16 protein-coding genes are annotated in these 16,024 nt (G+C 32.7%); 10 read left to right on the plus strand and 6 right to left on the minus strand.

The features are described from left to right. Positions 1 to 36 precede the first annotated feature (36 nt). The 5 genes from BUC29_RS10590 (at position 37) to BUC29_RS10610 (ending at position 4,954) form a co-directional block, all read left to right on the plus strand. Positions 37 to 1,503: a phytoene desaturase family protein gene (locus tag BUC29_RS10590; protein ID WP_073416099.1), complete on the plus strand. Its 1,467-nt coding sequence runs from the start codon at positions 37 to 39 to the stop codon at positions 1,501 to 1,503. A gap of 4 nt (positions 1,504 to 1,507) precedes the next feature. After that, a complete protein-coding gene (locus BUC29_RS10595; protein WP_073416101.1) occupies positions 1,508 to 2,347 on the plus strand; it encodes a phytoene/squalene synthase family protein in 840 nt (279 codons plus the stop codon). A gap of 223 nt (positions 2,348 to 2,570) precedes the next feature. Then, complete coding sequence (locus tag BUC29_RS10600; protein ID WP_073416103.1) at positions 2,571 to 3,011, plus strand: sterol desaturase family protein; 441 nt, start codon at positions 2,571 to 2,573, stop codon at positions 3,009 to 3,011. 32 nt (positions 3,012 to 3,043) lie between these two features. Beyond that, positions 3,044 to 3,553: an SRPBCC family protein gene (locus BUC29_RS10605; protein WP_073416105.1), complete on the plus strand. Its 510-nt coding sequence runs from the start codon at positions 3,044 to 3,046 to the stop codon at positions 3,551 to 3,553. Positions 3,554 to 3,658: 105 nt separating this feature from the next. Further along, positions 3,659 to 4,954: a cryptochrome/photolyase family protein gene (locus BUC29_RS10610; RefSeq protein WP_073416107.1), complete on the plus strand. Its 1,296-nt coding sequence runs from the start codon at positions 3,659 to 3,661 to the stop codon at positions 4,952 to 4,954. 57 nt (positions 4,955 to 5,011) lie between these two features. Here BUC29_RS10610 and BUC29_RS10615 read toward each other — a convergent pair whose 3' ends face one another. Both BUC29_RS10615 and BUC29_RS10620 read right to left on the minus strand, forming a co-directional pair. Then, entirely contained in the window at positions 5,012 to 6,316 is a 1,305-nt protein-coding gene (locus BUC29_RS10615; RefSeq protein ID WP_073416109.1) for an ABC1 kinase family protein, read from the minus strand. After that, on the minus strand, positions 6,313 to 6,975 hold the full coding sequence (locus BUC29_RS10620) for a TetR family transcriptional regulator C-terminal domain-containing protein (RefSeq protein ID WP_073416111.1): 663 nt from the start codon (positions 6,973 to 6,975) through the stop codon (positions 6,313 to 6,315). The genes BUC29_RS10615 and BUC29_RS10620 overlap by 4 nt, the downstream gene beginning before the upstream one ends. A gap of 98 nt (positions 6,976 to 7,073) precedes the next feature. On the opposite strand from BUC29_RS10620, the gene BUC29_RS10625 reads away from it, so the two are divergent. Beyond that, positions 7,074 to 7,985, plus strand: coding sequence for a TIGR01777 family oxidoreductase (locus BUC29_RS10625; RefSeq protein ID WP_073416112.1), 912 nt, complete (start codon positions 7,074 to 7,076; stop codon positions 7,983 to 7,985). 16 nt (positions 7,986 to 8,001) lie between these two features. Here BUC29_RS10625 and BUC29_RS10630 read toward each other — a convergent pair whose 3' ends face one another. The 4 genes from BUC29_RS10630 to rmuC form a co-directional block, all read right to left on the minus strand. Further along, positions 8,002 to 8,571 carry a YceI family protein gene (locus tag BUC29_RS10630; protein WP_073416114.1) on the minus strand — a complete coding sequence of 190 codons (570 nt, stop codon included), beginning with the start codon at positions 8,569 to 8,571 and terminating at the stop codon, positions 8,002 to 8,004. 791 nt (positions 8,572 to 9,362) lie between these two features. Then, entirely contained in the window at positions 9,363 to 9,758 is a 396-nt protein-coding gene (locus BUC29_RS10635; protein ID WP_073416116.1) for a VOC family protein, read from the minus strand. 41 nt (positions 9,759 to 9,799) lie between these two features. Continuing rightward, positions 9,800 to 10,348: an acyl-CoA thioesterase gene (locus BUC29_RS10640; protein WP_073416118.1), complete on the minus strand. Its 549-nt coding sequence runs from the start codon at positions 10,346 to 10,348 to the stop codon at positions 9,800 to 9,802. Between the two features lie 37 nt (positions 10,349 to 10,385). Then, positions 10,386 to 11,759, minus strand: coding sequence for a DNA recombination protein RmuC (gene rmuC / locus BUC29_RS10645; protein WP_073416120.1), 1,374 nt, complete (start codon positions 11,757 to 11,759; stop codon positions 10,386 to 10,388). Positions 11,760 to 11,929: 170 nt separating this feature from the next. Here rmuC and BUC29_RS10650 point away from each other — a divergent pair, with 170 nt between their 5' ends. From BUC29_RS10650 to BUC29_RS10665, 4 genes are all read left to right on the plus strand, one after another. Further along, on the plus strand, positions 11,930 to 12,787 hold the full coding sequence (locus tag BUC29_RS10650) for a protease complex subunit PrcB family protein (RefSeq protein WP_073416121.1): 858 nt from the start codon (positions 11,930 to 11,932) through the stop codon (positions 12,785 to 12,787). A 153-nt stretch (positions 12,788 to 12,940) separates the two neighbouring features. Then, on the plus strand, positions 12,941 to 13,495 hold the full coding sequence (locus tag BUC29_RS10655; RefSeq protein WP_073416123.1) for an RNA polymerase sigma factor: 555 nt from the start codon (positions 12,941 to 12,943) through the stop codon (positions 13,493 to 13,495). After that, positions 13,492 to 15,342 carry a hypothetical protein gene (locus tag BUC29_RS10660; RefSeq protein WP_073416125.1) on the plus strand — a complete coding sequence of 617 codons (1,851 nt, stop codon included), beginning with the start codon at positions 13,492 to 13,494 and terminating at the stop codon, positions 15,340 to 15,342. The genes BUC29_RS10655 and BUC29_RS10660 overlap by 4 nt, the downstream gene beginning before the upstream one ends. A 122-nt stretch (positions 15,343 to 15,464) precedes the next feature. After that, positions 15,465 to 15,992 (plus strand): MepB family protein, encoded by a 528-nt coding sequence (locus BUC29_RS10665; RefSeq protein WP_073416126.1) that lies wholly within the window; start codon positions 15,465 to 15,467, stop codon positions 15,990 to 15,992. Positions 15,993 to 16,024: the final 32 nt, after the last annotated feature.

A 16,024-nucleotide genomic window follows, 5' to 3' on the forward strand; every position in this document is an offset into this window, starting at 1 on the left:
TGTTTTGTTTAAAGTTTTTGTATATTTGTTAAACAAATGACAAAAACAATCGCCATAATAGGATCTGGCTTTTCATCGTTAGCCGCTTCGTGTTACTTGTCTCAACAAGGAAACAAGGTCACTATTTTTGAAAAAAATCCAACAATTGGCGGCCGCGCCAGACAGTTTACAAAAGACGGTTTTACCTTCGACATGGGACCAAGCTGGTATTGGATGCCCGATGTTTTTGAACGATTTTTTCAGGACTTTGATAAAAAATCTTCAGATTATTATGAGCTTGTAAAATTAAATCCCGCCTATCGGGTTTATTTCGGCATAAATGATTTCATCAGCATTTACGATAATTTAGAAGAAATAAAATCGACATTTGAAGAAATTGAAAAAGGAAGCGCCAAAAAACTCGAAGACTTTATCAATCAGGCCAAAAGCAATTATGACATTGCCATAAAAGATTTGGTATATCGCCCCGGAATTTCTCCGCTGGAATTAATTACGAAAGAAACCGCTTTAAAACTTAATCAGTTTCTGGGAAATGTAAGTGCCGATATTCGCAGAAAATTCAAAAATGAAAAACTGATTCAGATTCTTGAATTTCCTGTTTTATTTCTCGGTGCAAAACCAACTAAAACGCCATCATTCTACAATTTCATGAATTATGCCGATTTTGGACTCGGAACCTGGCATCCAAAAACAGGAATGTTTGATGTTATTCGTGGTTTAGAAAAACTAGCTCTGGAACTTGGCGTAACCATAAAAACCAATTCGCCAATTGAAAAAATAATCGTTGAAGACAAAACTGCAAAAGGAATTATAATTAATGGCGAAATTATAAATGCCGATATTATTTTAAGCGGAGCCGATTATCAACATACCGAAACTTTACTGGAAAAAGAACACCGCGTTTATTCTGATAAATATTGGCAGAGCCGCGTTTTTGCACCTTCTTCCCTGCTCTTTTTTGTTGGTTTCAATAAAAAAATCGAAAATATTTCGCATCACGCTTTATTTTTTGATACTGATTTTAATCAGCACGCAGTTGATATTTATGATAAACCAAAATGGCCGGTGTCACCTTTATTCTATGCCAATTTCCCATCAAAAACAGATTTAACAGCTGCACCCGAAGGAATGGAAACCGGTTTTTTTCTTATTCCTCTCGCACCGGGAATTGAAGATAATGAAGAACTTCGTGAAGAATATTTCGAAAAGATAATCACTCGTTTTGAGCAGCTTACACAGCAAAAAATAAAAAATAACATTGTATTTAAAAAGTCTTTCTGTAAAAATGATTTTGTAACCGATTATAACGCCTACAAAGGAAATGCTTACGGAATGGCCAATACTTTATTGCAAACGGCTTTTCTGCGTCCAAAACTAAAAAGCAAAAAAGTTCGTAATTTATATTTTACAGGGCAATTAACTGTTCCCGGTCCAGGTGTTCCGCCTGCGTTAATTTCAGGAAAACTCGCAGCTGAATTAATTCAAAAATCTTTAAGATCTTAAAAAAATGAAATCACTATTCGACGCCGTTTCTTTCAAATGCAGCAAATTGGTTACCAAAAATTACAGCTCGTCTTTTTCGCTGGCTGTAAAAATGCTTTCTCCTAGCATTCGCGATGCTATTTACAGCATTTACGGATTCGTTCGTTTTGCTGACGAAATCGTAGACTCTTTTCATGATTATGAAAAAGCGTATTTAATAGACGATTTCGAAAAAGAATATTACAAAGCAATGGAATTAGGAATCAGCTTAAATCCTATTCTCAATTCTTTTCAGCATACTGTAAAAGAATATAATATTACCGACGATCTGATTCAGGCATTTTTAAAAAGTATGAAACTCGATCTTATAAAATCAACATACAATACCCAAACCGAATATGCTGATTATATTTACGGTTCGGCCGATGTTGTGGGATTAATGTGCCTGAAGGTTTTTGTTTCCGGCAAGGAACATAAATACGAACAATTAAAGGACGAAGCCATGCGACTGGGTTCGGCTTTTCAGAAAGTAAATTTTTTAAGGGATTTAAAAGACGACAATACGATCTTAAACCGAACATATTTTCCCGGAATTAATCTTGAAAATTTCAACGAAGATTCTAAAGCAGAAATCATTAAGGAAATTGAAGAAGATTTCCGCATTGCTTATCAGGGAATTGTAAAACTGCCAATCGAAGCCAAATTTGGGGTTTATACTGCTTATGTTTATTACAGAAAACTATTGAAAAAACTAAAAAATACACCGTCTCACAAAATTGGAAATTCGAGAATAAGGGTTTCGAATTATACAAAAGCCGGACTTTTAGCACAGTCTTTTGTGACTTATAAATTGAAGTTGGTGTAGTATTTTGTTATTTTGATTAAGCAAACAGTTTGTCATCCTGAGCGAAGTTGAAGGAACGTAAGCAGCTCGACAAAGATTGTCATCTAAGATTACGAAGTTACTTGCGACCCTTCAACTTCGCTCAGGATGAGAATAAACAAAAATCTTTAGAGTCAATCTTTTATAATCTAAAGCTAAACTCAAAAGAATTTAAATTATAATTTTAATTACAACATTTATAAAAATGATTTCTTTTTTAATCTTTTTAGGCGTTTTTCTGTTTATGGAATGTGTTACCTGGCTTACACACAAATATGTAATGCATGGTTTCATGTGGTATTTTCATGCAGATCATCATCAGCCAAAATACGAGCATCCTTTTGAGCGCAACGACATCTTTTTTGTCATTTTTGCCATTCCAAGTATTCTCTTGTTTTATTTTGGCGTACAGGGTGGTTTCAACTATTTATTTTTTGTTGCCTGCGGTATTACACTTTACGGAACCTGCTATTTTTTAATACACGATGTTTTAATTCATCAGCGTTTTAAATGGTTTAAAAATACCAAAAACAAATATCTCATCGGACTTAGAAAAGCGCATAAAATACACCATAAACACCTTAATAAAGAAAAAGGAGAATGTTTCGGAATGTTGTTTGTACCTTTTAAATATTATAAAATGTAACTTAGTAAGAAACATTAGTAACAATTAAGAAGATGAAATTATACAAAATAGCAACTGTTCAATATGTAAATGCCAGCGTAGAAGAATGCTGGGATTTTTTCTCCAGTCCAAAAAACCTTCAGACCATTACTCTCGACAATATGAATTTTGAGATTCAGGATTTTGATGAAAAGCGAATGTATCACGGTCAAATTATAACGTACACGTTACGACCACTTTTCGGGATCAAAATTTCCTGGGTAACCGAAATTACAGCCTGCAAAGAAAACCATTATTTTATCGACGTTCAACGCTTTGGACCTTATAAACTTTGGCATCACAAACACTTTTTTGAACGAACTCCGGAGGGCGGAACCAAAATGACAGATGTTGTTCATTACGCACTTCCACTAGGAATTTTTGGCCGAATCATGAATAGATTAATTGTAAAAAATAAGCTGAAAACCATTTTTGATTTCCGATACAATAAAATCGAAGAATTGTTTAATTCAAAATCGCAACCAAAAATTATAAAAATTAACGCTGAGCAAAAAAGCATTTAAATATCATTTTAAACACATAGAAACATAGCAAGAAAATAAAATCTATGTTTCTATGTGTTTAAAACTATTCACAATACAAAATATTCGTCAAGCGAAAATTAAAAAATGACAAAACAAAAAGTTTCTTTTTTCTGGTTTAGACGCGATTTACGTCTTGAAGACAATACCGGATTATTTCACGCTTTACAATCTGGTTTTCCTGTAATTCCTTTATTTATTTTTGATGATGATATTCTGGATCATCTTCCTAAAAACGATGCCAGAGTAAGTTTTATTTATGATTCGCTTCAAAAAATAAATTCAGAATTAAATACTTTCGAATCTTCAATTTTAATCAAAAAAGGAAAAACTACAGACGTTTGGAAATCACTTTTAGAAGAATTCGATATTCAAAAAGTATTCTACAATAAAGATTACGAACCTTTTGCAATTAAACGCGATACAGAAATCAGTTCTGTATTAAAAGAAAACAATGTCGAATCATTCTCTTTTAAAGATCACGTAATTTTCGAAGAAAAAGAAATCACAAAAGCAGACGGAAGTCCCTATACAGTTTATACTCCGTACAAAAATAAATGGCTTGAAAAATATCATCTTTCAGGATCGGGTCCAGAATATGATTCTGCTAAATTCAATTCTAATTTTGCAAAAACCCAATTTTCGTTTCCGGATTTAGCCACAATAGGTTTTGAAAGAAGTTCAATAAAAGTTCAGCCTCATAATTTATCTCAAATTGGTAATTATAAAGAAACACGAGATTTTCCGGCTTTAGACAGCACTTCTTATCTTTCTCCACATTTACGTTTTGGAACCGTAAGTATTCGCAAACTTGTAAACTGGGCCAACAGAAAAAACCAGACATTTTTAAGTGAATTGATTTGGAGAGAATTCTTTATTCAGATTCTATTTAGTTTTCCAAATTGTGTGAATCATAATTTTAAATCGGCTTACGACGGAATTCAGTGGCGAAATAACTCAGACGATTTTAAACGCTGGTGTTCCGGAAACACAGGTTATCCAATGGTCGATGCCGGAATGCGCCAGCTTAATGAAACGGGATACATGCACAATCGCGTACGTATGGTTGTTGCAAGTTTTTTATGCAAACATTTATTAATTAACTGGCAATGGGGCGAAGCTTATTTTGCTGAAAAATTACTGGATTTTGAATTAGCTTCAAACGTAGGAAACTGGCAATGGGCGGCAGGAACAGGCTGTGATGCTGCGCCATACTTTAGAGTTTTCAATCCTGAAATCCAACAGAAAAAATTTGACGAAAAAGGAATCTATATCCGAAAATGGATTCCTGAATTTGATTTTGGGTATGCAGAACCTATGGTTGATCATGCGATGGCGAGAGATCGTGCGATTGCGGTCTACAAAGCTGGAATTTTGAAATAAGTTATGTTTCAAGTTTCAGGCTATGCAACGTGAAACCTGAAACTTGAAACAACACTTTTAATACTTCAAATAATTCTCCACCACAATTTTCGCTTTCAAGTCAAACATTAAATTATAAAGACCGAAGAAAGTACGGTTCATATAGATAAAGTGTTTAGAACCACGATTCCCGTTCATTTTTTTCAAATTTGTATCTTCAGAAAAACGTTTACCTAATTCGGCAATTGCATTGAAGAAAGTTTCATCGGCAAAATCGAAAGTTTCGTTTTGAAACGGTTTGGTGAAAAGTGATAACAAATCATGAAACATTTCGGTAAAATATTCTACTTCTGCTGGAGAATCGTCCGGACGAAGAATTTCTAATTCGAATAATTTATTATTAAAGAGCTTTTCATCCGTAATCACATTTTTATTGATTAACTCAAAATATGGTGTATAAAATTCTTCGGGAATTTGTTTCATACAGCCAAAATCTAAAGCAATCAATTGATTTTGATCATCAACTAAGAAATTTCCGGGATGCGGATCGGCATGAACTTTTCGCAGAACATGAATTTGATACATATAAAAATCCCAAAGTGCCTGCCCTATTTTATCGCCAACTTCCTGATCTGTATTTACTGCTGTAAATTCAGAAAGATGAATTCCTGTCATCCAATCCATTGTAATGATTTTCTCTGAAGAAAACTCAGGATAATAATTTGGGAAAGTGATGTTTTCGATTTTATTACAAGCATCTACAACTTCCTGACTTTGTTTTAATTCTAACAAATAGTTAGTTTCTTCAATCAGTTTATCTTCAACTTCTTTAAAATATTTATCCGAATCTTTTCCCTGCAGATTAAACATTCTGATGGCAATTGGTTTTACCAAAGCCAAATCAGAAGAAATACTATTTGCAACGCCCGGATATTGAATTTTAACGGCTAGTTTTTTATCATTTTTCTTAGCCAGATGTACTTGGCCAATACTTGCCGCATTTACTGAATTTGGGTTGAATTCGTCAAAAATTTCATAAGGAGTTTTTCCAAAATTGTTTTTGAAGGTTTTTAAAACCAAAGGCGCAGAAAGCGGCGGAACAGAAAATTGCGAAAGCGAAAATTTCTCCACATAAGCCTGAGGCAGAAAGTTTTTATCCATGCTTAACATCTGCGCTACTTTAAGTGCGCTTCCTTTTAAGCTTTTTAGTCCGTCGTAAATATCTTCTGCGTTATTTTCGTTTAGTTTATCTCGGGTTAAATCAGGATTTACAACTTTTTCGGCGTAATGTTTAATATAGTTTACACCAATTTTTGCTCCTGTTTGAACTAGTTTTCCGGCTCTTTCTATTTTTGAGGTCGGAATATAATCGATTGTTTTCATTGTCTGCTGTATACTTTTTCTTTAAATAGAAATTTTCCAAAATCTATTAAATGATTCATTGGCGCCACATTCATTAATTCGAATGAAGCATTAACCGATTTTTCGATAAAAATATCTGTTTTTTCAAATGCTGCAGATTCGTCTTCCATCCAAAATTTAATGGTCATCATTAATTGCAGCCAGGCCGATTCCTGAATGGCTTTTTCCTGAAATTTCTGCAGCTTTTCAACTTCTAATCTGTAATCATCAGTCAGAATTTCCGAAACATAATTTTTAAAACTTTCGCGCAGCGTTGTCAGCTGAACTAAATTTTTAAGCGGGTTTCTGTCGATTTTAAGCGTTTGTAAAACGTAGCTTCTGTTTGCTGTTAGTATTTCGAAGAAAGTAAAATAGAAACTCAGCATTTTGTTCTTCATATCGTATTGCTGGTATTCTTCATTTTTGTGAAGCAGGTTAACTGTGTTTTCAAAAAACAGTCGGAATATTTCTTTTTCTAAACCTTCTAATGTTCCAAAAAAAGAATAAAACTCCGCTTCGGTAAAATCATTTTCTTTGGCAAAATGATATACTGATTTTGGTTTTTGGCCTTTTTCGAGAACTTCTTCCATATATTTTGAAATGATATCATCTTTGGTAATTACCTTTTTTTTAGCCGCCATTTTATTAAAATTTAGAATTTGCCATAAAGGTAAACATTGTTTAAGTATCTTTACTAATCCTTAAACAAGATACACTGTTAAATATATTATAAACTATTATGTCTCAAAATGTTCTATTAACCGGCGGAAGCGGATTCATTGGAAATTATTTAACCAATATTCTAATTGGTGCCGGATATTCTGTATCTGTTTTGAGCCGTTCTGATAAAGAAAATACATCAGAAATCACATATTATAAATGGGATTTAAACAAGAATTATATTGATGAAAATGCAGTTTTAAATGCTGATTTTATCATTCATCTTGCCGGCGAAGGAATTGTAGAAAAACGATGGACAGAAAAAAGAAAGAAAGCAATTTTGCAAAGCCGCACTAAACCTATTGATTTAATTTATTCTGTTTTAGAAAAACATGACAAAAAGTTAAATGGTTTTGTTTCGGCTTCGGCGGTAGGAATTTATGGTGCTGTTACGAGTCATAAAATCTGTACAGAAGAAACGCCTCCAGCAAATGATTTTTTGGGGACAACCTGCCAGATTTGGGAAAAGGCTTCAGATAAAATTGAAAATTTGGGCATTCGAACCGTAAAAATCCGAACAGCAATTGTTTTAGGAAAAGACGAAGGTTTTTTAAAAAAAATAAATCCTGGCTTTAAATCGGGATTTGGAGCGGTTTTAGGAACCGGAAAACAATATCTACCCTGGATTCATGTCGAAGACTTATGCCAAATATATTGCAAAGCCATTGCTGACAACAAAATGCATGGCCCATATAATGCGGCTGTGACAGATAACACTACAAATTCGAGGTTCTCTAAAATACTGGCTGCATTATACGGATATGCTATCTGGCTCCCTAAAATTCCGTCATTTTTGCTGAGAATTGTTTTGGGCGAAATGAGCGAAGCCATTTTAACAGGGCAAAGGGTATCATCTGAAAAAATACAAAAAACGGGATTTGAATTTCAATTTACCGATCTTGAAAAAGCGCTTATAGCAAGTATTAACTAAATTGTTTTAGAAAAGTTTATTTCAAAGTCACGTATTTCATTTCTTCACTCTGCACAACGCCTAATAAATTGGTATTGGCTGTTTTTGAAATTTTACTAGCCACCATACTTGGTATGGCAATATTAAAATCTGAAACTGAAATTGGGTAATTGCACGAAATTTGTATCCCTTCCGGCACTTTTTTTATTAAAGCTTTCATTTCGATTATTTTCGATTTTCCGTGCAGATATAGCTTTCCTATTACATCAAATTCTTTTTCAATTTCATCAATATCTTTTAAATCAAATTTTTGAATTTTGCCTTTAAAAACAGCTTTTGGATAGCGATGGCTTTCAATATAATTTTCGTTAAAATGTTCCTGCATTAAGTCCATTTTAAAGCGAAAATCTTTGATTACAACAGTACAGGTTAATGTACTGGTTTCTGGCTCAAGAACAACGGTCCCGAGTTTGTTTACTGCTTTTACTTCTTCAAAAAAAGGAACAGAAGCTTCAAAATTTACAACTGCCGTAGTGGTTTTAAATTTATCTTGGGCAAGTAATGAAAATGCAGTAAAAAATAAAATAAGCAATGTAGTTCTTTTCATAATCGTCATCAATTAAACAATTATGTCATTCTATTTTAAAGAAGAGAATTACAGTTTTAAAAAATAGAACGGCAGTATTCCGTGAAAAATTCTATAACCTAATGATTATACTTAAAGTTACGAAATTTACAAACGTAATGTTACTGAACTAATGCTAAATATTTGTGAATGTTTTTTGTTTGTGAAATGATGATTGTGAGATGTGAAATGTAAAGTCCCTACGGGACAAAATATTGATGTGCGAAATGACTTTTTCAACCGATATGTAATCTCTACGAGATTTTTTTTGGTATTGAAATATATGGGTAATGTTTCTAAGGGACAAAATGTTGATGCCCGAAATACTTTTTCACCTATATATAATCTCTACGAGATTTTTTTGGTATTGAAATATATGGGTAATTTCCTTACGGGACAAATGTTGATGCCCGAAATGACTTTTTCACCTATATGTATGTAATCTCTACAAGATTTTTTTGATAATGAAATATTATGGGTAAAAGTCCCTACGGGACAAAATATTGATGTGCGAAATGACTTTTCACCTATATGTATGTAATCTCTACGAGATTTTTTTGATAATGAAATATTATGGGTAAAAGTCCCTACGGGACAAAATATTGATGTGCGAAATGACTTTTTCAACCGATATGTAATTCTTAGCAGAATATTTTCTAAAAAATGACATTATGAAGAAATATCTCGTAGAGATTACATATCGGTAGAAAAATATTGTCAATAACGAAAATGTCCCGTAGGGACTTCATATTCATTATTATAATTCATCTATTTTATTCATGAACTGGTGTACAAATCTCCAATAAAAAACCATCGGTATCTCTAACATACGCTACAACTTGTCCCCAAGGTTTTTTCTTTGGTTCTGAAACTAAAACAGCTCCAAAAGAAGTTGCTTTTTGTACAAATTCTCCAACATCTTCGGTTATAAAACCTAATTCGATTGCAAATGGTTTGTCTTCTAAACTGCTTTCGATAAAACCTTCGCTTAAGTTTTGTGATGCCAGTTTTTTTGATGCAAACGAAAGTGTAGTTTCGCCTGTACTTAATTCTCCGTAATCATTATCAGGGCTTATAAACTTCCTTTCAAACCCAAATGCGTTTTCATAAAACTCTATTGATTTTTCTACGTCTTCGACGTATAAAATTGTATATCCAAATTTTACCATGATTTCTCTATTTAATGTGATTTAAATAAAGATAGGAAAATTTAGCTGATTTCCAGAAGCACATTGTATTTATCTAAGCTTGCCAAATCTTCGATAGAATTTACATTGGCAATTTTTTCGTGTTCTTCGACTTCTTTACGAACTTCTATGTGTTTAATTGCTTTTCTAAAACGTCGAACCTCATCTAAATTTGATAAAATTAATCCAGGGACCTGAACACTTTTTCCTTCTTTGTCTTTGGCAACCATTGTAAAATAAGACGAATTACAATGTTTGATTACTCCGGTCTGAATATTTTCTGCTTCAACGCGAATACCTACGATCATAGAACTTCTCCCTACATAATTTACCGATGCTTTCATGGTAACCAATTCTCCAACTTCAATTGGTTTAAGAAAATTTACGGTGTCAACTGAAGCTGTTACACAATAATTACCGCTAAATTTTGATGCCGAAGCAAACGCAATCTGATCAAGTAATTGTAAAATATATCCTCCGTGAATTTTACCGCTAAAATTGGTATGCGACGGAAGCATTAGTTCTGATATACTAATTTTTGAAGATGAAACGGGTTTAAAATCTGCAGTCATGTTTTTTTTTGTTTTTGGAATAATTTGGTATTTTATTTTAACTCAACAATTCGTTTTCATCAGAGTTTAAAGCTCTGTTGATTATATTTTCCGGAAGTGATTTCTTGGCCTTTGCTCCCATTTTTTTCAATCTTTCTACACTCGAAATCAGGTTTCCTTTTCCGTCAACGAGTTTGTTCATTGCGCTTTCATATTCTGTTTTGGTGTCTTTTATTTTGTTTCCAATTTTTACCAAGTCGACTACAAAACCTTCAAACTTGTCGTATAAAGCTCCGGCTTGTCTGGCAATTTCAAAAGCATTTTCCTGTTGTTTTTGATTGGCCCACATACTGTCGATAGTTCTTAAAGTTGCCAATAAAGTACTTGGCGTAACAATTACAATATTTCTGTCAAAAGCTTTATTATATAAAGTAGAATCTTCGTTTAATGCAATAGCAAATGCGGGCTCAATTGGAATAAAAAGCAGAACAAAATCCGGACTTTCTATTTGATATAAATCATGATAATTTTTGTTTCCGAGCTGTTCTACGTGACGTTTAATGGATAAAACATGTTCTTTTAACAAATCAGCTTTTAATAAATCAGTTTCTTCATTTACCCATTTTTCATAAGCAACAAGAGAAACTTTAGAGTCGACAATCATTTTTTTTCCGTCAGGCAAGTTGATGACAACATCTGGAAAAACACGATTTCCATCTGCATTGACAAAACTTTGCTGTACTTCATATTCACGGCCTTTTTCCAGACCTGATTTTTCGAGAACACGCTCTAAAACAAGTTCACCCCAATTTCCCTGCATTTTGCTGTCGCCTTTTAATGCTTTTGTAAGGTTTAAAGTTTCTTTACTCATTTGAGCGTTCATTTCGCTTAAACCAATAATCTGCTGGCGGAGTGCGGCGTGATAATTGATACTTTCTTTATGTGTCTGATCTACTTTTTGTTCAAATATGTGAATTTTATCCTGAAGCGGCAACAGGATGTTTTTCATATTTTCACTATTTTGCTCGGTGAATTTAGCCGATTTTTCTTCGAGAATTTTATTTGCCAGATTTTCAAATTCTTTGGTAAATTTTTCCTGAAGCTCATTTATTTCGCTTTTTTGTTCTTTATGGCGTTCCCATAAGTTTTCAAAATCAACTTCTTTTTTAGAAAGCTGAATAGCCAGACTGTCTTTCTCTGTTCGAATATTTTCTTTTTCGGAGTTAGATAATTGAAGCTGTTTTTGAAAAGTGATTCTTTCCATTTCAAATTGTTCTTTCTGCAGTTGCAGCTGATTTGCATTTGCATTAAGTCTTTCTTCTAAACTTACTTTTTCTGATTGAAAACGAGCAGAAAACAACATTTTTCCTAAGTATATCCCAAGAAACAAGGCAATTACAAAAGCCAATAAAAGTGGAAGAAATTCTAACATATCTAAGTTTATTTTAAGTAAAATTAGGCAATAATACGTAGTACCTGATTTTAAAATTGAAATTTCACGAATTACTATCAATTCTAAATTAAATAAACATATTTTTTGTGTTATACGCAACCATTTTAAAAGTGTGTCATCTACAAGATATAACCTATTAAAAAATAATCATGAAAAAATTAATGTTGAGTTTATTTATAGCTTTTGGATTTAGTGCCTGCTCACTTAGCAACGACGACCTGAATGTTGATTGCGGAACAAATGCAGATTTACCATTTTCTGGCGTTCCAATTTTATGTAACTATAGTGTAAAAACTTTACCAAATAATCCGAGTGCACTTATCATAAGTTCTCAGGAAAAGATGGATCTTTATTTTACTAAACATGAAAATACTTGTACAGTTGCGAGCGATCCTGTAATCGATTATAGTAAATACTATATGGTTGCACTTTTTGCCGGGGCTAAACCTACAAATGGCTATGCAATAAAAATTACATCAATTACTGAAAACAACTGCGAAATCATTATTAATTTTTATGAAAAAGGACCGCAGACAGGCGAAACTTTAACGCAGACTCCAACTTACCCAACCGATTTTATTTTGATTCCAAAAACGGCAAAAGGAATTTTGTTTAACAGAACTAACGAGAGTCCTGATAATATTGTAATTGGAAATTTTGGAACAACAAACGACTTTTTTCAGATCAATGATTACAATATTTTAAAATTCTTAGGCGTAAGTGTTAACAACTACGAATTTGAGCAGTATAAATACAATGCAAAAACGGTAAGAAGTGAATATACATTGTTCTCTAAAAATATTCCTGCAGAAATCTTAGCAATTAAAGGTCAGACTAAAACGTATGGTACGCCAAATTCTGCGGGTCAGGGTGGTGTTTATTTTGAACTTCATCAAGGTATAACAGTAACTAAAATTTACATTGACAATAATGACACCGCTGATCAAAGCAGCGAAATAAAAGCTTTCAAAATGGCTATTAAATCAAAAATTAACAATTTAAAATAAACAGTTTACTAAGCCTTTTGTTTCTTGACACCAAGTGACAAAAGGTTTGATAATCAAAAACTAACACAAAATACCGCTAGTTCTGACTCTTTACAAAAGATAGTTTTGTAAACATATAAGAACTATTTTTGCAAAACCAAATTAATCCATTTTTTGAAAGACGATTTAGATAAATATATCAAGCTGTGCATGAAAAATGACAGAGAGGGACAACTGAAAATATATCAGTTGTTCTCTCCTGTTTTATATGGTATATGCCTGAAATATATGAAAAACGAAGACGATGCTAAAGATGTCTTTCAGGAAGCATTTGTAATTGTTTTTCAAAAAATAAGCCAATATAAATTTGAAGGAAGTTTTGAAGGCTGGCTAAAACGGATTTTCATTAATAAACTGATTGAAACTTTAAATAAGAAGAAAAAAGAAAGTTTTTTTCTTGATGTTTTTGACCCCGATACCGATTTTATCGAAGAAGAAGAACTGGACGTTATACCGATAGAGCAGGAAAAACTCCTGGAATATATCCGAGATTTACCAGATCAATACCGAACGGTTTTTAACCTCTATGTTTTTGAGAAAATGAAACACAAAGAGATTGCCGAATTACTAAAAATCTCCGAAGGAACATCAAAATCAAATTTGAACAGAGCGAAACACATTTTGCAAAAAAGAATACTACAGAGTAAAAAAAATTTTAAGATAGCATGAAGAAGCAAAAAATAGAAGATATTTTTTCATCAATGGAAGACTTTACGAGTGTTCCGCCTCCTGAATTATGGGGTCAGATTGAAGAAAAACTCGACAAACCTAAAAAGAAGAAGAGAGCAATTCTTTGGTGGTCGGCGGCTGCATGCTTATTATTAGGTTTGCTCCTTCCTTCTGTTTTGCATTTTACTTCTAATGATTTGGGAGTAAAAACAATACAAAATGGTTCTGTTGAAAATAATGTGGTTCTGGATCAGAAAAATAATGAGACAGACAAAACAAGAAGTATCGAAAACAATGAAAATATTCTTGAAAAAGAATCTAATAATAATCGGGTTTCATCATCAGAAAAAACAATAAATCAATCGCAGAATAATTCATTAAATCAAAATTCAGAAACAGCCAAAAAACAATCTGATTCGCCAAAGAAAACTAACAACATTAATTTTGAATCAGGACTAAACGGACAAAAAAATAGTGAAGTCGCAGAAAAAACGTTTGTTCCAACTCAGGAAAATGGATTGAATGCCGTTTCTAAAAATCAAATTTCTACCAATAAAAAAGAAAATACAAATCGCGCTGTCGCGGAAAAAACGTTTGTTTCAGCTGGAGAAAATGGATTTAATGCGGCATCTAAAAATCAGATTTTAACCAATAAAAAAGAGAATTTAAACAAGGCTGTTGCCGAGAAACCATTTGCCCCAAACAAATCGAATTCTTTTAATTATGGTTCAAAAAATCAATCAACAGATCTTGAAAAAAGAAATGCTGATAAGATTTTAGCAGAGAAGAAGTTTGCTCCGGCAAAAACAAATAAGTTTAACGCGGCATCCGCAAATCAATTGCCAAATTCTATTTTTGAAGATCTTAAGTCTTCAAAAAACAAAAATGCGATGGCATTTAATGCTTCAAATTCGACTGCGAAGAGAAATTCAAATACGTTGAGTCCTTCAAAAGAAAATATTGAAAAAACAACTGCTGAAAAAAGTATTGCAAGTGTTCAAAAAGATTATTCTAAAAACAATGCCGCTATAACGAATGCAAATATTTTGAGTAAAAAAGATTCTGTTCAGCTCGCTGAGCTTCAAAATCTGGAAAAAGGAATTGCAGCTGCATCTGTAGAAGAGAAAAAGAAAAAAGAAGACAAACTTTTATCTAAAGCAGACAAATGGGCTTTACAGGTTTTTGCCGGAGTTGCCAATTCTGAAAATTATAAAAACAATAAAACCTTAGGAAACGTAAACGATTCTAAACAAAGTAATTCGTACGGCGTTAAAACGCAATATAAAATCAATAAAAAATGGGCTGTTGCTTCTGGTCTTAAAATTAACGAACTTGGCCAGAGTGTGGCCAATGTCTCGTACTTGAATGCAAAAAAACAAGCACTTTTTAGTTCAAGTGATTATTTTGTAAAAAATGAAACTGTTCCTCAAATTGCAAGTGATACGCGCTATGTTCTGGTTTCAAACAGCACAAAAGATGTTTTGCAAAGTGAAAATGTCGAAACCGGAAACCTGGATCAAAATTTACGATATATCGAAATGCCATTAGAAGTTTCGTATTCTATTTTTAGCAAAAAAAGAACAAACATTAATCTCAATACAGGTGGTTTTGTAGGCAGATTAATTTCAAACAGTATTGCTATTGACGGTAATTCTATGGGGGAAAATGTAAATGCAAATGATTATGTTTACGGTACAACTTTGAGCAGCACGGTACAATACAGGGTTTATAAAAAGACAAATGTTTTTGTTGAACCTGCAGTTAATTATTATGCAAATCCGCTAAACAATCAATCTTTTAATCAATTTCAATGGGGATTGAATTTTGGACTGAATGTTAACTTTTAATATCTATAGTTTATTGTTTTTAATTCCAATAGATATAACGAAAAGGCAGTTCGAATTGAACTGCTTTTTTTATTGAATTAATGTTTGATTTATTGTAATTTACAGGAAAAATAAAACAATAAATGACTTTAAAAAAGGATTGGAAAGATCTAAAATTTGTTCCTAAAAATCTCCAAATTGCAAGAGAACTAATTTACGACGTTTGCGGTTTCGAATGTTCTGAACCTCAACCCGAAAAGGAAAGTCAGGAATATGAGGCTTTCGATTTTAAAATCGGCGAAAGCCAGATTAAATTCAGATCGGCTAAAATTACGCCAACCAAAACGGGTCAGTTCGTAACTTTATGGAAACGCAACAAATCTGGAATTATCGAACCTTTTGATTATTCTGATACAATAGATTTTGTAATTGTAAATGTTCAAAAAGAAAATCTTTTGGGGCAGTTTATTTTTCCGAAAGAGATTTTGCTAAAAAAAGGAATTTTTACAACACAAACAAAAGAAGGAATTCGGGCAACACGAGTTTATCCTCCATGGGATAAAACAAACAATAAACAAGCTCAAAAAACGCAACAATGGCAATTGGATTATTTTTTGCCCATTTCTGATCGAATAGATATAAATCGGGCTAAGTTTTTACTTTCAAAATAAAAAAGCAGTTCGATCGAACTGCTTTTATTAAT

Source organism: Flavobacterium defluvii, from assembly GCF_900129555.1.
Taxonomy (GTDB): domain Bacteria; phylum Bacteroidota; class Bacteroidia; order Flavobacteriales; family Flavobacteriaceae; genus Flavobacterium; species Flavobacterium defluvii.